Raw genomic sequence first — 20492 nt, forward strand, 5'->3', positions numbered from 1 at the left:
CGTTCACCTCGCGCGCTCCCCCGCAGGGGTGAAGGCGCCCCCGGAAACGGCGAGGCCCCGTCCGGCTGATCCCGTCGGATCAGCGCGATCGGCCGGAAACGGCGAACCCCCGCCGGAAGGATCTTCCGGCGGGGGTCGGGGCCCTGCGACAGCTCAGCCGACGAAGACCGCGACGGGCTTCGCCTGCCCGTCCTTCTCCTCCACCAGCGCAAGGAAGCGCCCGTCCGGCCCGTAGACCGCGATCGGCCCGTCCACGCCCATCCCGGGCGCCTTCAGCCGGGCGCCGTGCGAGAGCTTCTCGGCGGAGGACTCGTCCAGGTCCCAGCGGGGGAAGGCGGCCGCCGCGGCCTCGCCGATCGGCAGCACCTCCAGCCCCTCGGCGGAGCCGCCGGTGACTCCGGCCTCGAGCTGCTCCAGAGTCCGCGCCGACTCCACCCCGTACGGCCCGACCTTCGTGCGCCGCAGCGCCGTCAGGTGCCCGCCGACGCCCAGCCCGGCGCCCAGGTCCCGGGCCAGCGCCCGGATGTAGGTGCCGGAGGAGCACTCGACGGTCACGTCCAGGTCGATCACCGGCGTGCCGTCCTCGGCGACGGCCGAGCGCTGCCCGTGCACGGTGAAGGAGTGGATCGTGGTCGGCCGGGCGGCGAGCTCGAACTCCTCGCCCTCGCGCACCCGCGCGTACGAGCGCTTGCCGTCGATCTTGATCGCGCTGACCTTGGACGGTACCTGCATGATCTCGCCGGTGAGTGCCGCGATCCCGGCGTCGATCGCCTCCCGGGTGACGGCGTCGGCCGGGGCGGAGGCGGTGACCTCGCCCTCCCGGTCGTCGGTGACCGTGGTCTGGCCGAGCCGGATGGTCGCCTCGTACGTCTTGGCGGTCAGCATCAGGTGGCCGAGCAGCCGGGTGGCCCGCTCGACGCCGATCACCAGCACGCCGGTGGCCATCGGGTCCAGCGTGCCGGCGTGGCCGACCTTCCGCGTACCGGCCAGCCACCTCATCTTGGCGACCACGCCGTGGGAGGTGATGCCCTCGGGCTTGTCGACGATCACCAGGCCGTCCGGGCCGGTGCCTTTGCGCTTCATCGGGTTCTTTCTGTCCAACGGCATTCGCAGGTGCTCAAGTTACCGGCCGCAGGGCGGCCCTGAACCGCCCGACCGCCTCGGCGACGCCTTCCCGGGTGCTGAACCCGGCCGCGAAGACGTGCCCCCCGCCGCCGAGTTCGGCGCAGGCCGCCGCCACGTCCACCACGCCCTTGGAGCGGGAGGAGCCGCGCAGGGTGCCGTCCGGGTCCTGCTTGAGCACCAGCGCCACCTCCGCCTCGGCCGGGCGGCGCAGGATGTCGATCAGCCCCTCGATCTCCTCCACGGTGACGCTGAACAGCGCCAGGTCCTGGTACGGGACCCAGGTCCACACCAGGCCCAGCCCGTCGGCCGCCTCCGGCTCGTACACGGCCCGGTCGAGGGCGGCGGCGAGCACCTTGAGGTAGCCGAAGGAGGAGGTGTCCCAGAGCTGCCGGGAGATCAGGTCGTGCCGGATGCCGGTGGCCAGCAGCCGCCCGGCGAGCTCGTGGGTGGCGGGCGTGGTCGCCCGGTACTTGAAGCTGCCGGTGTCGGTGGCGACCCCGGTGTAGAGGCAGGTGGCGAGCTCCTGGTCGAGCTCGACACCGAGGCGGCGCAGCAGCTCGTCCACCAGGACGGCGGTGGCCGGCGCGGCCGGGTCGATCAGCTGGTGGGTGCCGAAGCCCGGGTTGGAGGCGTGGTGGTCGATGACCACCAGCACGGGCGCGGCGAACGCCTTGTCGTGCAGCAGGCCCAGCCGGCTCTGCGCGGCCACGTCGAAGCAGAGCACCAGCTCGGGCACGTCCGGCACCTCGCTCGCCGGAACGATCAGCTCCTGGCCGGGCAGGAAGGCCAGCGACTCCGGCACGATCTGCGGGTCGTCCCCGAAGGAGACCCGCACCTCCTTGCCGAGCGCCCGCAGCGCCAGCGCCGCCGCCAGGGAGGAGCCCAGCGCGTCGCCGTCCGGGCAGATGTGGCAGATCAGGTCGATCGAGCGGGCCCGGCCGATCTCCTCCACCACCCGCTGCCAGACCAGCTCGAAGCCGCTCTCCTCGGCCCGCGGACCCGGGAGCGCCGCGAGGGCACCCTCCACCGTGCTGGTGGAGGACGCCCCCGTGGCGGATCCGGCTCGCGAGGCGGCCCGAGCCGGCTCACCCGCCATGACTACTCGTCCTCGTCGTCACGCTCGGACGCGGGGACCTTGTACGGGTCCGCGTCACCGGCGTAGGTCGCGCCCGCGGCGGTGGTGCGCACCGCCGCGTCGATGGCCTTCGCCCGGTCGAGCAGGTCGTCGATGTTCCGTGCGTTCTCCGGCAGCGCGTCCGCGACGAAGGTCAGCGTCGGGGTGAAGCGCACACCGATCTTGCCGACCTCGGAGCGGATGACGCCCTTGGCGCTCTCCAGCGCGGCGGCCGTGGCCTCGCGGTCGGTCTCGTCACCGAAGACGGTGTAGAAGACGGTGGCCTCGCGCAGGTCGCCGGTCACCCGGGTGTCGGTGATGGTCACGAACCCGAGCCTCGGGTCCTTGATCCGCCGCTCCAGGGTCTGGGCGACGACCACCTGGATGCGGTCGGCGAGCTTGCGCGCCCTTGCGGTGTCGGTCACGTTGCCTCCTCGTGCAGTGGGCGGTACCCGGGCGAGCTGCGCACCCGTAGGGGCCCACGCCCCAAAGTACCGGCCCGCGCCCGGCCTTGCGGGCGCTCTCGGTCCTGATCTGTGTGAGAACGGCGACTTCCGCCGACCGGCTCCACAGTCCTCATTCGTCGTCGTCGTTGTGGTACCTCCTCCTCGCGGAGAGGAGTTGCACCTCGGGGCGGCCGGCGACGAGCCGCTCACAGCTGTCCAGGATCTCGGTGACGTACGCGGCGTCACCGGAGACCACCGCCAGGCCGATCTCGGCCCTGCGGTGGAGGTCCTGGTTCCCGGTCTCGGCAGCGCACACGCTGTACTTGCGCTGCAGTTCGGCCACGATCGGCCGCACGATCGAACGCTTCTCCTTGAGCGAGTGGACGTCGCCCAGGAGCAGGTCGAAGGTGAGTGTTCCCACGAACATGTATGACAGGTCTCGCCGACCTGGGGGCCTAGGGGAAGCGCCCCGAACCGGGGCGACTTCCCAGGACCCTACACAGCGAGACCGGGGCCGGTCGACGGGAATTCCACCCGTCGACCGGCCCCGGCCGACACCGACTAGGCGCGCGGCTTCTCGCGCATCTCGTAGGTCTCGATGACGTCCTCGACCTTGATGTCGTTGAACGACCCCAGGGTCACACCGGCCTCGAAGCCCTCGCGGACCTCGGTCGCGTCGTCCTTGAAGCGGCGCAGACCCTCGATGGTGAGGCTCTCCGCCACGACCTTGCCGTCGCGCAGCAGGCGGGCCTTGGCGTTGCGGCGGAGGATGCCGTCGCGGACCAGGACACCGGCGATGTTGCCGAACTTGGAGGAGCGGAAGACCTCGCGGATCTCCGCGGCGCCGAGGCGCACCTCCTCGTACTCCGGCTTGAGCAGGCCCTTGAGGGCGTTCTCGATCTCCTCGATCGCCTGGTAGATGACCGAGTAGTACCGGACGTCCACGCCTTCCTTGTCGGCCGCGGTGCGCGCACGGCCTTCGGCGCGCACGTTGAAGCCGATGATGATGGCGTCCGAGCCCATCGCCAGGTCCACGTCGGACTCGGTGATGGCACCCACACCGCGGTGCAGGACCCGGAGCTCGACCTCCTCGCCCACGTCGAGCTTGACGAGGGCGTCCTCGAGGGCTTCGACGGAACCGGAGACGTCACCCTTGATGATGAGGTTGAGCTGCTCGATGGAGCCGGCGGCGATGGCCTTGTCCAGGTCCTCCAGGGACACCCGGACCCGACGCTGCGCGAAGGCGGCGTTGCGGTCGCGGGCCGAGCGCTTCTCGGCGATCTGGCGGGCGGTGCGGTCCTCGTCGACGACGATGAAGCTGTCGCCGGCGCGGGGCACCGAGGTCAGACCGAGCAGCAGCACCGGGCGGGACGGGCCGGCCTCGGAGAGGCTGTTGCCGTTCTCGTCCAGCATCGCGCGGACGCGGCCGTAGGCGTCGCCCACGACGATCGAGTCGCCGACGCGGAGAGTACCGCGCTGGACGAGGACGGTCGCCATGGCGCCGCGGCCCTTGTCGAGGTGGGCCTCGATCGCAATACCCTGCGCGTCCTGCTCCGGGTTGGCCCGCAGGTCCAGCGAGGCGTCCGCGGTCAGGACCACGGCCTCCAGCAGCTGGTCGATGTTCAGGCCCTGGCGGGCGGAGATGTCGACGAACATGGTGTCGCCGCCGTACTCCTCGGCCACCAGGCCGAACTCGGTCAGCTGACCGCGGACCTTCGTCGGGTCGGCGCCCTCGACGTCGATCTTGTTGACGGCGACCACGATCGGCACACCCGCGGCCTTGGCGTGGTTGAGCGCCTCGACCGTCTGCGGCATGACACCGTCGTTGGCCGCGACCACCAGGATCGCGATGTCGGTGGACTTGGCACCACGGGCACGCATGGCGGAGAACGCCTCGTGACCCGGGGTGTCGAGGAAGGTGATCGGGCGCTCTTCGCCGTTCACCGTCGTCGCCACCTGGTAGGCACCGATGTGCTGGGTGATGCCACCGGCCTCGCCGGCCACCACGTTGGACTTGCGGATCGCGTCCAGCAGTCGGGTCTTACCGTGGTCGACGTGACCCATGACGGTGACGACCGGCGGGCGCGGGGCCAGCTGCTCCTCGTCGCCCTCGTCGGCGCCGAAGTCGATGTCGAACGACTCCAGCAGCTCGCGGTCCTCGTCGTCCCGGCTGACGATCTCCAGGACGAAGCCCATCTCGCCGGCCAGCAGCTCGAGGGTCGCGTCGGAGACCGACTGGGTCGCGGTGACCATCTCACCGAGGTTGAACATGACGGAGACGAGCGCGGCCGGGTTGGCGTTGATCTTCTCCGCGAAGTCCGTCAGGGAGGCACCACGCGACAGGCGGACCGTCTGGCCGTTGCCGCGAGGGAGCATCACACCGCCGACGGACGGGGCCTGCATGGCCTCGTACTCCTGGCGCTTCGCCCGCTTCGACTTGCGACCGCGAGCCGGGCGACCGCCCGGGCCACGACCGAAGGCGCCCTGCGTGCCACCACGGGCACCCGGGCCGCCCGGACGGCCGCTGAAGCCGCCGGGACGCGGGCCGAAGCCACCGCCGCCGCCACCCGGGGCACCGCCACCGGGACGCGGACCGCCGAAGCCGCCGCCACCGGCCGGACGCGAGCCCGGACCGGCCGGACGACCCTGGAAGCCGGGACGGGCACCGCCGGCACCCGGACCACCCGGACGACCGCCGCCGGGGCCACCGGGACCACGGCCACCCGGGCCCGGACGCGGGCCCGGAGCCGGACGCTGCGGCATCATGCCCGGGTTCGGGCGCGGCATGCCGGACGGAGTCGGGCCGCCGGGCCGCGGGGAGGCCGGACGCGGCATCCCGTCGGGACGCGGACGGTCGCCACCGGGACGCGGGGCACCGGCACCCGGACCACCGGCCGGACGCGGACGGTCGCCGCCCGGACGCGGGGCACCGGCACCCGGACCACCGGCCGCACGCGGACGGTCGCCGCCCGGACGCGGGGCACCGGCACCGGGGGCACCGGCCGGACGCGGACGGTCGCCACCGGGACGCGGGCGGTCGCCGCCCTGCGCACCGGGAGCACCCGGACGGCCACCCGGCGCGCCGGGACGGCGGTCGCCGGGGCGGGCCATGCCGGTCGCGCTGCCCGAGGTGAACGGGTTGTTGCCCGGACGCGGGCCGGCCGGACGCGGGCCCGGACGGGCGCCGCTGCCGGACTGGGCCGCCGGACGCGGGGCCTGGGCGGCCGGACGCTCGGCGTCACCGGCCGGAGCCGGCGAGGAGAACTCGGCCGCAGGCGCGGCCGGGGCCGCCGGGGCGGCGGGACGCGCGGCCGGGCGCGGGCCCGGGGTCGGCGCGCCGGCCTTCGGGGCGGCGGAGGGTGCGGCCGGGGCGGCGGGCGCCGCGGCAGCGGGGGTCGGACGGGGACCGGGGGCCGCGGCAGGGCGCGGACCCGGGGTCGGAGCCGGCTTCGGGGAACCCGAAGCGGCGGGGGAGGGCGCCGCGGTCTTCCGCGGGCCCGGCTTGGCAGCGGAACCACCACCGGTGGGCGCCACACCAAGCGCGTCAGTCAACTTGCGCACGACCGGCGCCTCGATCGTCGAGGACGCCGAACGGACGAACTCACCCAGCTCGGTGAGCTTGGCCATGACGGCCTTGCTCTCCAAACCAAGCTCCTTGGCGAGTTCGTAAACCCGGACCTTAGCCACTTCACTCCTGTCTATGAGTCCGGGGGTCTCGTCCGCCGGACTGTCGCTACTTCATGGGCGTACCCATCGCGTACTCATCGCGTACTCATCGAGTGCTCATCGCAATCTCGACCTACTTCCACATCGCGAGGTACCTGGCTGGTGGCACGGCGTGCGGCTGCCCGCCGTGCTTGTTGCGGTGGTTCTCCCGCCGCTTCGAGTGGCGGCGGTGCTGTGGCGTGGCCCCTCAGGACTCCTGGGAATCCGAGGCGCCGTCCGCCCGCTCCTCGATGAACCCGCGCAGTCGCGCCGTGTCGAGCGTGCCCTGGAGCCGGAAGGCCCGGGGGAACGCCCGGCGACGGACCGCGAGGTCGAGGCAGGCCGGATCGGGGTGCAGATGCGCGCCCCGGCCCGGAAGTGCGCCACGGGGATCGGGGACGCACTCGCCCTCGACCGCCATGACACGCAACAGCTGGTGCTTGGCCGCTCGCTTGCGGCAGCCCACGCAGGTGCGTTCCGGGCGTGCTCGGACATGCGTCCGGCCAGACGAAGGCAAGTCTACCCCTCCGAAGGGACATGGCGCCGCCCCGCCGATCACGGTGGACCTGCAGGACGGCTACGACGACACGGACTGCTCGCCGACTGCGCGCCGACTACTCGCCGTCGGATTCCGGCTGGCCCTCGGTGTCCGGGCGGATGTCGATGCGCCATCCGGTGAGGCGGGCGGCCAGGCGGGCGTTCTGCCCCTCCTTTCCGATCGCCAGCGAGAGCTGGTAGTCCGGCACGATCACCCGGGCCGAGCGCTGGGCCAGGTCGACGATCTCCACGCTGCTCACCCGCGCGGGGGACAGCGCGGAGGCGACCATCTCGCGGGGGTCCTCGGACCAGTCGACGATGTCGATCTTCTCACCGTGCAGCTCGCCCATCACGGCGCGCACCCGGGAGCCCATCGGGCCGATGCAGGCGCCCTTGGCGTTCAGACCGGCCCGGCGCGACCAGACCGCGATCTTGGTCCGGTGACCGGCCTCACGGGCGATCGCGGCGATCTCGACGCTGCCGTCGGCGATCTCCGGGACCTCCAGCGCGAAGAGCTTCTTCACCAGGCTCGGGTGGGTGCGCGACAGCGTCACCGACGGGCCGCGCACGCCGCGGCGCACCGCGACGACGTAGCACTTCAGACGGGTGCCGTGCCGGTAGTCCTCGCCCGGCACCTGCTCCTGCGGCGGGAGGATGGCCTCCAGCTTGCCGATGTCGACGAGCACGTTCTTCGGGTCGTTGCCCTGCTGGACGACACCGGTGACGATGTCGCCCTCCTTGCCCGCGTACTCGCCGAAGGTCTGGTCGTCGGCGGCGTCGCGCAGGCGCTGCATCATCACCTGGATGCCGATGCTGGACGCGATCCGGCCGAAGCCGCTCGGGGTGTCGTCGAACTCCTTCGGCTCGACGCCCTCGTCCAGCTCCGCCGGGTCCTCCGTCGCCCACACGGTGACGTGGCCGCTCTGGCGGTCCAGGTGCACCCGGGCGCGGCGGCGCGAGCCCTCGGTGCGGTGGTACGCGGTGAGGAGGGCCGACTCGATGGACTCGACCAGCAGGTCGAAGGGGATGTTCTTCTCGTTGACCAGCGTGCGCAGGGCACTCATGTCGATGTCCACGGCTACGCCTCCTCGTCTTTCGTCACGTTCGTCATGCCGGTCCGGGGTCCGCTCCCCGGGGTGAGGTCACTGCTCACCGTCGTCCACCCCGTCGAGCCCGTCCTCGTCGAGGGCGTCGGCCTCGTCGAGCCCGTCGTCGTCCTTGCGGTTGAACTCGACCTGCACGCGCGCCCGGGCGACCTCGGTGTACTCCAGGCGGCGCTCCTTGGGACGGCCGCGGCCCTTCACCGGCTGCACCTCGACCAGCACGCCGTCCTCGTCGGCCGCCAGTACGCGGGCGACCAGCTCGGCGCCGTCCACCAGGTGGACCTTCGCCAGCCGGCCCTCGGCCCGCTGCCAGTGGCGCGGCAGCACCAGCGGGCGCTCAGCACCCGGGGAACCGACCTCCAGCAGGTAGGGCTCGTCGCCCAGCACGTCCGACGCGTCCAGGGCGTCACCGGCGATCCGGCTGAACTCGGCGACGGCGTCCATGTCCACACCCTCATCGGTGTCGACGTCGATCTGCACCTGCCGGCGGTTGCCCGTCTTGGTGACCCTGACGTCCTCGAGGTCCAGCCCGGCCTGCGCGGCCAGGGGCTCCAACAACTCTCGCAGCCGATCGGTGTGGGTGGTGCTCATCCGGGTGGACTCCTCGGCCGCGTCTGCTGTTGTCAGAAGGTCGCTCCGTACCCCACGGGTCACGGCAGCTCGGCCCAAAGCCTAGCCGGTGCAACCCCCAACCACCGATTCCGCACCATCCCGGGCCCCGGACACGCCAGACACTGCGAGCAACCTCACACCTCCCTCCACCCGCCACCCGAACGTGTGGGTTCTGTAATCATTCACGCCAACGGGGCCGGGGAGGCCGTCCTCGCGTACCCACCCCGGAGTGACCCCGATGCAGCCACCCAGCCGACGGACCCTGCTCGCCCTCGGCCTGCTCACCAGCCTCACCGCCCTGACGGCCTGCACCGGAACCGACGACCCCTCCTCCCCCGCCGCCACCCCCGACCCGGACGCGCCCGTACGCCGACGCGCCGTCGCCGCCACCGACGCCGTCCTCGCCGCGTACGACACCGCCCTCGCCGCGCCCGGCCAGCAGGCGGCGCTGCTGCAGCAACTGCGCGCCGAAACGATCCGGCACCGGGCCGCCCTCGCCGAGGGGCTCCCGGCCGCCGCGAGCCCGACGGCCACCACGGCCTCCGCCTCCCCGACGGCCGCGCCCCCGGGAACGCCCGCCGGAACGCCCGCCGCCGAGGAGCGCCGGGCGGCCCAGGCCCACCTCGCCGACCTGGCCGCCGCCACCGGGCCCCTCGCCCGGCTGCTCGCCTCCGTCGCCGCCTCCCGGCTGCTGCACGCCGCCGCCCTCGGCGACACCGCCCCCGCCGCCTCGACGCCGGTCGCGACGCCCGCACCGAGCACCACCCCCGCCGCTCCCGCGGGCACCGCCGGCCTGGCCGCCCTCCAGAGCGCCCTCGGCGCCGAGCACGCCGCCGTCTACGGCTACGGCATCGTCGGCGCCCGCCTCCCCGAGGACCAGCAGCGCGCCGACGCCCGTACCGCCCTGGCCGCCCACGAGGCCCGCCGCGACTCCTGGCAGCGCCTGCTCACCACCCTCGGCTCCGCCCCCACCCCCGCCGCCGGCGGCTACCGCCTGCCCTTCCCCGTCCAGGACGCCGCCACCGCCGCCCAACTGGCCGCCCACCTCGAGACCGGTCTCACCGGCGTCTACGCCGACCTCGTCGGCGCCCTGCCCGCCGCGCACCGCCCCGCCGCGGCCGCCGCCCTCCACGAGGCGGCCGTCCGCGCCCGCCGCTGGGGCGCCCCCGCCACACCCTTCCCCGGCATCCCCGACGCCGCCCCGACCACCTCGCCCGCCTCACCGGCCGCGTCCTCCGCCGCCGCCGCGACCCCGTAGCGACGACAATGGACGACATGTCGGGAGCAACGCCACACCCCACCGTCCCCAGTCGGCTGACCCGCACCGTCACCGCGACCCACGGCGACGAGGGCCGCCGCTGGCTGGACGCCCTCCCCGGCCTGGTCGCCGACCACCTCGACCGCTGGAACCTCACCGCCGAACGCACCCTCGACCCCGGCGGCAGCCTCAGCCTGATCACGTACGTCCACCGCGACGACCTCTCCCCCGCCGTCCTCAAGACGGGCCTGCCCACCCCCGAGACCGTCCACGAGCACCAGGCCCTCGCCCTCTGGGCGGGCCGGGGGGCCGTCCTGCTCCTGGACGCCGACCCGGCCCAGGGCGTCCTGCTGCTGGAACGCCTCCACGGCGAGATCCCGCTGCGCTCGCTCGCCGAGCCCAAGGCGATGCTGGAGGCCACCAGCCTGCTCCACCGGCTCTGGGCGCCGCTGCCCGAACAGCACCCCTTCCCATCCGTGGCCGACCGGCTCGCGGACACCGCCGCCCGGCTCGCCGCCCACAGCGCGCACCCCGTCGTGGCGGCCGCCGAACCCCTGACCGCCGAAGCCCTGGAGACCGCCGGCGCGCTCGCCGCCGAGGCGCCCGAAACCCTGCTCCTGCACGGGGACTTCCACCACGGCAACGTCCTCGCCGCCGACCGCGCCCCCTGGCTGGCCATCGACCCGCGCCCCGTCGCCGGCGAACGCGCCTACGACCTGGCCCGCCTCGTCCTCGACCGCGCCGACACCCTGATCGGCTCCCCCGGCGCACCCGGCGCCGTCCGCCGCCGCCTCGCCCAGCTCTCCGAGGCCCTCGAGGTCGACCGCGACCGCCTGCGCGGCTGGACCCTGCTGCGCGCCGTCGACCTCGCCCTGCGCCACCTGGCCGCCGACCGCGAGCAGGACGCACAGCTGTACCTGGAGTTCGCGGGCGCGCTGCCCTAGCCGCTGCTCAGTGCGGCTCGCGCAGGGGCAGCCGGGCGCCCATCACCGCGTACAGCCGGTCCGTCGCCGGGAAGCGCACCGCCCGGGCCAAGTCCTGGTAGCCCAGCGCCCGGTAGAGCCTGCGGGCCGGGGTCTCGGCGTCGATCGCGGAGAGGATGCTGCGGTCCAGCCCCGAGGAGTCGCACAGCAGCCGGATCAGCCGCGAGCCGATCCCCTGCCCCTGGAACTCCGGCAGCACGTGCAGTTCGGTGATCGCGAACACCCCGTCCAGCCAGTCCCCGTGGCCCTGCTCGTCGAGGTACGGCTCGATCACCGTGCTCCACCAGTGCTCGCGCCGGTTCGGCATCCCGTACCCGAAGCCGACCAGCCGGCCCTCGCTCATCGCCCCGAAGGCGATCACCCCGGCCTGGCGGGCGTGGCGCCCCACGATGTGCAGCCGGACGGCCACCTCCTCCGGTGTGAGCCCGAACGCCACCGCCTGTACGTCGAGCGCCTGCGGCGCCCAGGCCGCAAGGTCGATGGCCCCGATCGTCACCCCGGTCAGCTGATCCATGCCCCGGACGTTACTACCAGCCGCCCGCCCCCGCTGGAGAAGGTGACCACGAGATCACCGGCGGTCAGAAGAGCACACTCATGAAGGCTCCGACCTCGCGGAAGCCCACCCGCCGATAGGCCGCCCGCGCCCGGAGGTTGAAGTCGTTGACGTACAGCGAGACCACCGGTGCCACCTCGCGCAGCGCGACGTCCAGCACCGCCGCCATCCCCGTCTCGGAGAGGCCCCGTCCCCGGTGCTCGGGGGCGACCCAGACGCCCTGGATCTGGCAGGCGCCCGCCGTCACGGCCCCGATCTCGGCCTTGAACACCACCTGGCCGTCCTCCCCGAAGCGGGCGAACGACCGCCCGGTGGTGACGAGTTCGGCCACCCGCGCCTGGTAGAGGAGCCCGCCGTCCCCGGCCAGCGGGGACACCCCCACCTCCTCGGTGAACATCGCCACGCAGGCCGGCATCATCGCGTCGACCTCGTCGCGGCGCACCCGGCGCACCAGCGGGTCGGGGGCGATCTCCGGCGAGGGCACGGAGGTGGCCAACAGCGGCTGGTGGCCCCGGACTTCACGCGCCGGGCCCCAACTGCGCTCCATCAGCGCCCAGAACGAGGCCGTCGCCTCCGCCGGGCCCACGATCGAGGAGCAGCGTCGCCCCTGCCGCCGGGCGCGCTCGGCGAAGGCCGTCACGGCCGCCGTCCCGGCGTTGACGAGGACGAGGTTCGCCCCGGCGTAGCAGAGCGCGTCGAGCACGCCGTCGCCGTCGTACCAGCCCCACATCTCGCCGCCGAGGCGCCACGGGTCCAGCCCCACCGCCTCGACCCTGGTCGCGACGAACGCGTTGGCGACCGGGTCGCGGTGAAGGATCTCCAGGGCGTCCGCGAGATCGGCGGGCTCCAGCACGCGGGTGGTGGCCAGGGCCCGGGCGGCCTGGAACGCGCCGGGGAGCATCACACCTCGATCGAGCATCGAGACAGCACCTCACTGAGACGACTTCGCCGCACCCTACTCCGTGGCCCCACCCGGCTACGGCCGCGGGGCCGTCCGCGAACGGAACGGCCCCGCCTCCGGAATTCCGACGAGCGGGCTCCTACTCGCCCGCGACGACGACCGGCTCCCCGGCCTCCACGCCCTCGGCCTGCATCTGCTCGGCGAGCTTGAGCGCCTCCTCGATCAGGGTCTCGACGATCTTCGACTCGGGCACGGTCTTGATGACCTCGCCCTTCACGAAGATCTGGCCCTTGCCGTTGCCCGAGGCCACACCGAGGTCCGCCTCGCGCGCCTCGCCGGGCCCGTTCACCACGCAGCCCATGACGGCGACGCGCAGCGGCACCTCCATGCCCTCGAGGCCGGCGGTGACCTCCTCGGCGAGCTTGTAGACGTCCACCTGGGCGCGGCCGCAGGACGGGCAGGAGACGATCTCCAGGCCGCGCTCGCGCAGGCCCAGGGACTCCAGGATCTGGTTGCCGACCTTGATCTCCTCGGCCGGCGGGGCGGAGAGCGAGACCCGGATGGTGTCGCCGATGCCCTCGGCGAGCAGCGCGCCGAAGGCGACCGCGGACTTGATGGTGCCCTGGAAGGCCGGACCGGCCTCGGTGACACCGAGGTGCAGCGGGTAGTCGCAGGCGGCGGCGAGCTGGCGGTAGGCGTTGATCATCACGACCGGGTCGTTGTGCTTGACCGAGATCTTGATGTCGCGGAAGTCGTGCTCCTCGAACAGCGAGCACTCCCAGAGCGCAGACTCGACCAGCGCCTCCGGGGTGGCCCGGCCGTACTTCTCCAGCAGGCGCTTGTCCAGCGAACCGGCGTTGACGCCGATGCGGATCGGCACGCCGGCGGCCTTGGCGGCCTTGGCGATCTCGCCGACCTTGTCGTCGAACGCCTTGATGTTGCCCGGGTTGACGCGCACCGCGGCGCAGCCGGCGTCGATCGCGGCGAAGACGTACTTCGGCTGGAAGTGGATGTCCGCGATGACCGGGATCTGCGACTTCCTGGCGATGATCGGCAGCGCGTCGGCGTCGTCCTGCGAGGGGACGGCGACGCGGACGATCTGGCAGCCGGACGCGGTCAGCTGGGCGATCTGCTGCAGCGTGGCGTTGATGTCCGAGGTGACCGTGGTGGTCATCGACTGCACCGACACGGGGGCGTCGCCACCGACCGGGACGTTGCCGACCATGATCTGCCGGGAGTAGCGGCGCTTGGCGAGCGGCTTGAGCGGCAGGGACGGAATACCGAGCGAGATCGCGGTCATGTGCGCAGGGTTCCCCGGGGTTGAGGTGTGGTCGACCGCCCGGCCGCAGGGACGGCCGAGGCCGGGCGCACGAACGATCGCGCACCCGGCCTCCACGGTACGGCACCGCCGCGGGCGCCAGCACACCCGCCGTACCCGAACCGACTAGCTGATCTTGACGGGGTTCACCAGGTCCGCGGCCAGCACCAGCAGGGTGAAGCCGATGAAGATGCTGGCCACCACGTAGGCGAAGGGCATCAGCTTCGCCACGTCGAAGGGGCCGGGGTCGGGCCGCCGCAGGACCTTGGAGACGCCGCGGCGGACCGACTCCCAGAGGGCGCCCGCGATGTGGCCGCCGTCCAGCGGGAGCAGCGGCAGCATGTTGAACAGGAACAACGACAGGTTGATCGCCGCGAGCATGAACACGAAGTCGGCGACCTGCTGGCTGGCGGGCATGTCCGAGGAGAAGACCTCGCCGCTGACCCGGGCGGCGCCGAGCATGCCAACCGGGGAGTCCGGGTCGCGCGGGCCGTCGCCGACGACGGCGTTCCAGAGTCCGGGGATCTTGCCGGGCAGGGCGGCCAGCGACTTCACGCCGCTCTCGCCCATGTCGTACATCCGATCGAGGGATTGCCCGAACGTCTGCTGGACGATGTCACGCTTGGGGCTGAATCCCAGGAAGCCCGCCTCCACGGTCTGGCCCTTGACCGGACGGTCGTCCGCGTCGTACATCTGCACCTGGTTGACGGCGATCGTCGGGTTGAGGGTGAGCTGCTGCCCGTCCCGCTCGACGACGATCGCCACCTGACGGCCGGCCGACTTACGGATGTCCGCCTGGAGCTGCTTGTAGTCGCGGATGCGGTCCCCGTCGAAGGACAGCACCTTGTCGCCCTGCTTGAGGCCCGCCTCCGCGGCCGGGGTCGGCTTGGCACCGGCCGGGCACTTGTCGGTGGGGTCGCCGGCCTTGACGATGCACTGGGAGACCGAGCCGATGGTCGGCAGCTCGGTCGGCACGCCGAAGCCCATGTTGACCGTCGTGAAGAGCCCGAACGCCAGGATCAGGTTCATGAACGGCCCGGCGAACATGACGATGACGCGCTTCCACGGCTTGCGGGTGTAGAAGAGCCGGGTCTCGTCGCCCTCCTGGAGCTCCTCGTACGAAGCCTCCCGGGCGTCCTCGATCATCGTGCGCACCGCCGAGCTGCTGCGCTTCGTGATCCGGCCGTCCTCGCCGGGCGGGAACATCCCGATCATCCGGATGTACCCGCCGAACGGGATGGCCTTGATGCCGTACTCGGTCTCGCCCTTCTTGCGCGACCACAGGGTCGGGCCGAAGCCGACCATGTACTGCGGCACCCGGATGCCGAACAGCTTGGCCGTGGAGAGGTGGCCGAGTTCGTGCCAGGCGATCGAGATGAGCAGCCCGATCACGAAGACCAGGATGCCGACCGCCGTCATCACCGCTACCACCGATGCTCCTCCGTCATGCCGCTCCGCTCATCGTCTCGGTCCCTGCCGCTGTACGGCGGCCGTTCAGCCCGCCGCCAGCTCGCGGGCCCGGGCGCGGGCCCAGTCCTCCGCGTGCAGGACGTCCTCGACGGTGAGGGAAGTTCCCGCCGAAGCCACCCGGCCGTCGTGCTGTCCGTGCTCGGCGACGACCTTCGCAACAGTGTCCACGATTCCGGTGAAGGCGAGGCGGCCGTTCAGGAAGGCGTCCACGCACTCCTCGTTGGCGGCGTTGAACACGGCCGGGGCGGTGCCGCCCAGGGTGCCCACCTCGCGGGCCAGCTCCACGGCCGGGAACGCCTCGTCGTCCAGCGGGAAGAACTCCCAGGTCGCGGCCTTCGTCCAGTCGCAGCCGGGGGCGGCGTCCGGCACCCGGTCCGGCCAGCCGATGCCCAGCGCGATCGGCATCCGCATGTCCGGCGGGCTGGCCTGCGCCAGGGTCGAACCGTCGGTGAACTCCACCATCGAGTGCACCACCGACTGCGGATGGACCACGACCTCGATCCGGTCGAACGGCACGTCGTACAGCAGGTGCGCCTCGATCACCTCCAGGCCCTTGTTCACCAGGGTGGCCGAGTTGATCGTGACGACCGGGCCCATCGCCCAGGTCGGGTGCGCCAGCGCCTCCTGCGGGGTCACCCCGGCCAGCTGCTCGCGGGTGCGGTTGCGGAACGGGCCGCCGCTGGCGGTGACCACCAGCTTGCGCACCTCCGCGCGGGTGCCGCCGGCCAGCGCCTGGTACAGCGCGGCGTGCTCGGAGTCCACCGGCACGATCTGCCCCGGCTTCGCCACGGCCTTCACCAGCGGGCCGCCGACGATCAGCGACTCCTTGTTGGCCAGCACCAGCACCCGGCCCGCCTCCAGCGCGGCCAGCGTCGGCCGCAGACCGATCGAGCCGGTGATGCCGTTGAGCACCGAGTGGCACTCCATGGCGGCCAGCTCGGTGGCCGCGTCCGGGCCCACCAGCACGGCCGGCAGCGGCCGCCCCTGGGCCTTGGCCGCCAGCGCCTCGCGCAGCCCCGGCTCGGCCGCCGGATCGGCCACCGCCACGGTGTGCACGCCCAGCCGGAACGCCTGCTCGGCGAGCAGCTCCACCCGGCCGCCTGCCGCCGACAGGGCGACCACCCGGAAGCGGTCCGGGTTGCGGAGCACCACGTCGATCGCCTGGGTGCCGATCGAGCCGGTGGAGCCGAGGATCACCAGCTCCCGGGGGCCGGAGGGGTCCGCCACGGTGGGCGTGAAACGCAGCTGCGGGTGGGCGAGCGAAGTCATGCGCCCATTGTGTCCTGTCCGCGTCCCTCGCCAGGACGGGTTCGTACGGCCGGGGCTACCGTCGGAGCCATGCGTACCGTCATCGCCGGAGGCCACGGCCAGATCGCCCTGAAACTCGAACGCCTGCTCGCCGACCGCGGCGACCGCCCCGCCGGAATCATCCGCCGCCCCGAACAGGCCCAGGACCTCACCGACGCCGGCGCCGAGCCGCTGGTACTCGACCTGGAGGCCACCACCCCCGCCGAACTCGCCGCACTCCTCGCCGGCGCCGACGCCGTGGTCTTCGCCGCCGGCGCCGGCCCGGGCAGCGGCGCCGACCGCAAGAACACCGTCGACCGCGACGCCGCCGTCCTGCTCGCCGACGCCGCCGAACTCGCCGGCGTGCGGCGGTACCTGATCGTCTCCTCGATGGGCGCCGACGCCCACGCCCACCACCCCGCCGACCCCGTCTTCGAGACCTACCTGCGCGCCAAGGGCGCCGCCGACGACGCCGTCCGCGCCCGCACCACCCTGGACTGGACGGTGCTGCGCCCCGGACGGCTCACCGACGGCACCGCCACGGGCCTCGTGCGCCTCGCCCCCTCCGTGGACCGCGGCGCCGTCGACCGGGCCGACGTGGCCGCCGTCCTCGCCGCGCTGCTGCACGAACCCGGCACGGCCGGGCAGACGCTGGAACTGGTCGCCGGCAACGCCACCGTCGAGGAGGCCGTGGCCGCGGCGGCCGGGCACGACGGCTGAAGGGCCCGGTTCGTCACCGAACCGGGCCCTTCACTCACCTGATCTCCACGTGATCTCCCACGCGATCTCCCACGCGAGCTCTCAGAATCCCTCAGAGGTCGAGGCCCGTGAGGACCATGACCTTCTCGACCGTGTAGTCGTCCATCGCGTACTTGACGCCCTCGCGGCCCACACCCGAGTCCTTGACGCCGCCGTACGGCATCTGGTCGGCGCGGTAGGACGGCGCGTCGCCGATGATCACACCGCCGACCTCCAGCTCCCGGTGCGCCCGGAAGGCGGTCTGCAGGTCGTGGGTGAACACGCCCGCCTGCAGGCCGTACGCCGAGTCGTTGACCGCCGCGAACGCCTCGTCCACGCCGTCCACCTTGTGCAGGGACAGCACCGGGCCGAACACCTCGGCCTTGGCCAGGATCGCGTCCGCCGGCAGCTCGGCCAGCACGGTCGGGGCGTAGGTCGCGCCCTCGCGGGTGCCGCCGGTGAGGACCTTGGCGCCCTTGGCGACCGCGTCCTCCACCCAGGACTCGACGCGCTCGGCGGCCTTCTCGTCCACCAGCGGGCCGACGTCCGTCGCGGCGTCGTTCGGGTCGCCGGTCACCTGGGCGGCGACCTTGGCGACGACCTTCTCCAGCAGCGCGTCGTACACCGAGGCGTCCGCGATCACCCGCTGCACCGAGATGCAGGACTGGCCGCCCTGGTAGTTGGCGAACATCGCGATCCGGGTGGCCGCCCAGTCCAGGTCCGCCTCCGAGGACCAGTCGGCGAGCACCACGGCCGCGGCGTTGCCGCCCAGCTCCAGGGTGCAGTGCTTGCGCGGCACCGAGTCCATGATCTGGTAGCCGACCTTGTCCGAACCGGTGAAGGAGATCACCGGCAGGCGCGGGTCCTGCACCAGGGCCGGCATCCGGTCGTTCGGCACCGGCAGGACCGACCAGGAGCCGGCCGGCAGGTCCGTCTCGGCCAGGATCTCGCCCAGCACCATCGCCGACAGCGGGGTCGCCGGGGCCGGCTTGAGGATGATCGGGGCACCCACCGCGATCGCCGGGGCGACCTTGTGCGCCACCAGGTTCAGCGGGAAGTTGAACGGGGCGATCCCCAGCACCACGCCGCGCGGGAAACGGCGCACCACCGCGAAGCGGCCCGTGCCGCCCGGGTCGGTGTCCAGGCGCATCGTCTCGCCGTTGGTGCGGCGCGCCTCCTCGGCGGCCCAGCGGAACACCGACACCGCGCGGCCGACCTCGCCGCGCGCCCACTTGATCGGCTTGCCGTTCTCCGCGGTGATCAGCTGCGCGATCTCCTCGGTGCGCTCCGTCAGCCGCTTCGCCACGTGGTCCAGCGCGGCGGCGCGCTGGTGGGCCGGGGTGGCCGCGAACACCGGCAGCGCGGCGACGGCGGCGTCCAGCGCCTCCTCGACCTGCGCCTCGGTCGGAACACTCACCCTGCCGACCGGACGGCCGTCCCAGCTGTTGTGCACCTCGAAGTCGGCGTCGCCGCTCGCCCGGCGGCCGGCCAGCCAGAATTCGTACGTGGTGGTCACCGTGGTACCGGCCCTCTCCTCGTCGTCGTACGGCCCACGGGGCGTGGGACCCGAACCCGAGGGTAGGTGCGGCGGCGCGCCGACCGGATTGGCCAACTGGGAGCGTTCCGCTCCGGGGCCACTCCATCCCGTCCTAGGCGGCTCTCACTCCTCGCCGGAGCGCAGCGCCAGCCACAGCTCCATCCGCACGTCCGTGTCGTCCAGCGAACGGCCCAGCAACTCCTCCACCCGGCGCATCCGGTAACGCAGCGTGTGCCGGTGCACCCCCAGGTCCGCCGCCGCCGCGTCCCACTGCCCGTGCCGCGACAGCCACGCCCGCAGCGAGGCCACCAGATCGCCGCGCGCCGTCCGGTCGTGGTCACGCAGCGGCCGCAGCAGCCCCTCCGCGAAGGCCGTCACCGCGTCCTCGCCCAGCAGCGGCAGCAGCGAACCCGCGCCGACCTCCTCGTGGTCCACCGACCGTCTGCCCCCGCGCAGCGCCACCGCCAGGGCCCGCTCCGCCTGCGCGTACGCCGTCCCCGCGTCCTCCAGCGCCGCCGGCGCCGACACGCCCAGCGACAGGCTCTCGTTCTCCTCCACCGCGCCCAGACACGCCCGGTGCACCGCGCCGTTGTCCAGCGCCAGCACCACCAGCCGCGGCCCGTGCGCCCCGTCCTCCCGCGACACCAGCAGCTTCTCCCCGACCCGGCCGCCCGCCTGCTCCGCCCGGTCCCCCAGCTCGCCCAGCGCCTCCGCCGCATCCGCGGCCGCCGAACCGGCCCCCGCCACCAGCACCCGCGCCGTACCCTCCGGCAACCCGCCGAACAGCCCCGCCGCCACCTGACGCGCCGTCGCCACCTCACCGGCCAGCACCATCCGCAGCAGCGCCGCGCCCATCCGCTCCTCCGCCTGCCGCAGCTCCCGCGAGCGCTCCAGCGTGAGGGTCAGCAGAGCCACCGCCGCGTTCAGCACGTACCGCTCGGTCGGCGTGATCCGGTCCTCGGTCCCCACCGCCAGGAAACCCCGGGCCCGCCGGTCCGCCCCCAGCGACTGGACCACCACGTAGTCCTCGTCCGCCGTGTCTATCCCCGGCGAACGCCCCTGCAACGCCGCACTCGACGGCGCCGGCCGCCGCCGCAACCGGTCCACCTCCGCCGCCAGCCGCCCCGCCCGCCGCGCCGCCCAGTCCGGCGCCACCACCGACAGCGCACCCGACCCGTCGTACAGCGCCGCCCAGCCCCCCAGCCGCGCCGCCAGCCGACGCACCACCGCCGTCGTACCGTCCTTGCCCAGCGCCGCCCGGGTCAGCTCCTCCTGCGCCTCGAAACTCGTCGTCACCGCCTCGTACTGCTCCGCCGCCAGCGCCGCCGACACCACCTTGCTGATCGCGATGAACGGCGTCGGCTCCGGCACCCGCAGCAACGGCAGCCCCCGCTGCTGCGCCGCCTCCACCAACGGCTGCGGCACCTCCGTGTGCGACAACCCCACACCCAGCCCCAGCCCCACCACCCCGGCATCGGCCAACCGGTGCACGTACGCCTGCAACTGCGCCGCCGTCCGGCCCAGCTTGATCCCGGTGGTCAGCAGCAGCTCGCCGCCCTCCAGGAACGGCGTCGGATCGTCCAGCTCACTGGTGTGCACCCAGCGGACCGGCCGCTCCAGATGGTCCGCACCGGCGAGAACCGTCAGATGGAGCGAACTGTTACGGACGACGGAGGCGAGTGTGGGGGGCATGGCACCTTCGAGGGATTTCGACCTGACCGCGCCGTTGCGGCCGGGCGAGGAGAGGGACGTGGGACAGATGAGGGTCTCTCCCCTTCATTATGGACGCCCCGGACAACCCGCAC

General features: G+C 73.2%; 18 protein-coding genes. 3 read left to right on the forward strand and 15 right to left on the reverse strand.

The features are described 5' to 3' along the window. Positions 1-153 precede the first annotated feature (153 nt). The 8 genes from truB to rimP all read right to left on the reverse strand — a co-directional run bounded on the left by truB (position 154) and on the right by rimP (position 8621). Entirely contained in the window at positions 154-1083 is a 930-nt protein-coding gene (gene truB, locus IH61_RS0122640; protein WP_031072654.1) for a tRNA pseudouridine(55) synthase TruB, read from the reverse strand. Positions 1084-1117: 34 nt separating this feature from the next. Continuing rightward, on the reverse strand, positions 1118-2221 hold the full coding sequence (locus tag IH61_RS0122645; protein WP_031072656.1) for a DHH family phosphoesterase: 1104 nt from the start codon (positions 2219-2221) through the stop codon (positions 1118-1120). Positions 2222-2223: 2 nt separating this feature from the next. Beyond that, the gene (rbfA, locus tag IH61_RS0122650) at positions 2224-2664 is read right to left on the reverse strand and encodes a 30S ribosome-binding factor RbfA (RefSeq protein WP_031072659.1); all 441 of its coding nucleotides are present in this window, start codon (positions 2662-2664) and stop codon (positions 2224-2226) included. Between the two features lie 151 nt (positions 2665-2815). After that, positions 2816-3112, reverse strand: coding sequence for a DUF503 domain-containing protein (locus IH61_RS0122655; protein ID WP_031072660.1), 297 nt, complete (start codon positions 3110-3112; stop codon positions 2816-2818). 134 nt (positions 3113-3246) lie between these two features. Next, a complete protein-coding gene (gene infB / locus IH61_RS44755; protein WP_078911311.1) occupies positions 3247-6372 on the reverse strand; it encodes a translation initiation factor IF-2 in 3126 nt (1041 codons plus the stop codon). Positions 6373-6598: 226 nt separating this feature from the next. Then, positions 6599-6856: a YlxR family protein gene (locus IH61_RS0122665; protein WP_031072664.1), complete on the reverse strand. Its 258-nt coding sequence runs from the start codon at positions 6854-6856 to the stop codon at positions 6599-6601. A gap of 148 nt (positions 6857-7004) precedes the next feature. After that, positions 7005-8003: a transcription termination factor NusA gene (nusA, locus tag IH61_RS0122670; protein ID WP_031072665.1), complete on the reverse strand. Its 999-nt coding sequence runs from the start codon at positions 8001-8003 to the stop codon at positions 7005-7007. Between the two features lie 66 nt (positions 8004-8069). Continuing rightward, entirely contained in the window at positions 8070-8621 is a 552-nt protein-coding gene (gene rimP / locus IH61_RS0122675; RefSeq protein WP_031072667.1) for a ribosome maturation factor RimP, read from the reverse strand. 259 nt (positions 8622-8880) lie between these two features. Here rimP and IH61_RS48705 point away from each other — a divergent pair, with 259 nt between their 5' ends. Beyond that, on the forward strand, positions 8881-9900 hold the full coding sequence (locus tag IH61_RS48705; RefSeq protein WP_234327295.1) for a ferritin-like domain-containing protein: 1020 nt from the start codon (positions 8881-8883) through the stop codon (positions 9898-9900). A 17-nt stretch (positions 9901-9917) separates the two neighbouring features. Beyond that, positions 9918-10844 (forward strand): aminoglycoside phosphotransferase family protein, encoded by a 927-nt coding sequence (locus tag IH61_RS0122685; protein WP_031072671.1) that lies wholly within the window; start codon positions 9918-9920, stop codon positions 10842-10844. Between the two features lie 7 nt (positions 10845-10851). On the opposite strand, the gene IH61_RS0122690 is transcribed toward IH61_RS0122685, so the two are convergent. The 5 genes from IH61_RS0122690 to dxr all read right to left on the reverse strand — a co-directional run bounded on the left by IH61_RS0122690 (position 10852) and on the right by dxr (position 16394). Next, positions 10852-11397, reverse strand: a complete 546-nt coding sequence (locus IH61_RS0122690; protein ID WP_031072673.1) for a GNAT family N-acetyltransferase — start codon at positions 11395-11397, stop codon at positions 10852-10854. A 64-nt stretch (positions 11398-11461) separates the two neighbouring features. Next, complete coding sequence (locus IH61_RS0122695; RefSeq protein ID WP_051837705.1) at positions 11462-12337, reverse strand: DUF4081 domain-containing GNAT family N-acetyltransferase; 876 nt, start codon at positions 12335-12337, stop codon at positions 11462-11464. 139 nt (positions 12338-12476) lie between these two features. Then, positions 12477-13637 carry a flavodoxin-dependent (E)-4-hydroxy-3-methylbut-2-enyl-diphosphate synthase gene (ispG, locus tag IH61_RS0122700; RefSeq protein WP_031072678.1) on the reverse strand — a complete coding sequence of 387 codons (1161 nt, stop codon included), beginning with the start codon at positions 13635-13637 and terminating at the stop codon, positions 12477-12479. A gap of 144 nt (positions 13638-13781) precedes the next feature. Beyond that, positions 13782-15086: a M50 family metallopeptidase gene (locus IH61_RS0122705; RefSeq protein WP_420713995.1), complete on the reverse strand. Its 1305-nt coding sequence runs from the start codon at positions 15084-15086 to the stop codon at positions 13782-13784. A gap of 63 nt (positions 15087-15149) precedes the next feature. Continuing rightward, positions 15150-16394 (reverse strand): 1-deoxy-D-xylulose-5-phosphate reductoisomerase, encoded by a 1245-nt coding sequence (dxr, locus tag IH61_RS0122710; protein ID WP_031072682.1) that lies wholly within the window; start codon positions 16392-16394, stop codon positions 15150-15152. Between the two features lie 69 nt (positions 16395-16463). On the opposite strand from dxr, the gene IH61_RS0122715 reads away from it, so the two are divergent. Further along, positions 16464-17132 carry an NAD(P)H-binding protein gene (locus IH61_RS0122715; protein ID WP_031072684.1) on the forward strand — a complete coding sequence of 223 codons (669 nt, stop codon included), beginning with the start codon at positions 16464-16466 and terminating at the stop codon, positions 17130-17132. 91 nt (positions 17133-17223) lie between these two features. On the opposite strand, the gene IH61_RS0122720 is transcribed toward IH61_RS0122715, so the two are convergent. Together IH61_RS0122720 and IH61_RS0122725 are read right to left on the reverse strand one after the other, a co-directional pair. Next, positions 17224-18666 carry an aldehyde dehydrogenase family protein gene (locus IH61_RS0122720; protein ID WP_031072686.1) on the reverse strand — a complete coding sequence of 481 codons (1443 nt, stop codon included), beginning with the start codon at positions 18664-18666 and terminating at the stop codon, positions 17224-17226. A gap of 144 nt (positions 18667-18810) precedes the next feature. Continuing rightward, entirely contained in the window at positions 18811-20379 is a 1569-nt protein-coding gene (locus IH61_RS0122725) for a PucR family transcriptional regulator (RefSeq protein WP_031072688.1), read from the reverse strand. Positions 20380-20492: the final 113 nt, after the last annotated feature.

Source organism: Streptomyces sp. NRRL WC-3742 (genome assembly GCF_000720635.1).
GTDB lineage: Bacteria > Actinomycetota > Actinomycetes > Streptomycetales > Streptomycetaceae > Kitasatospora.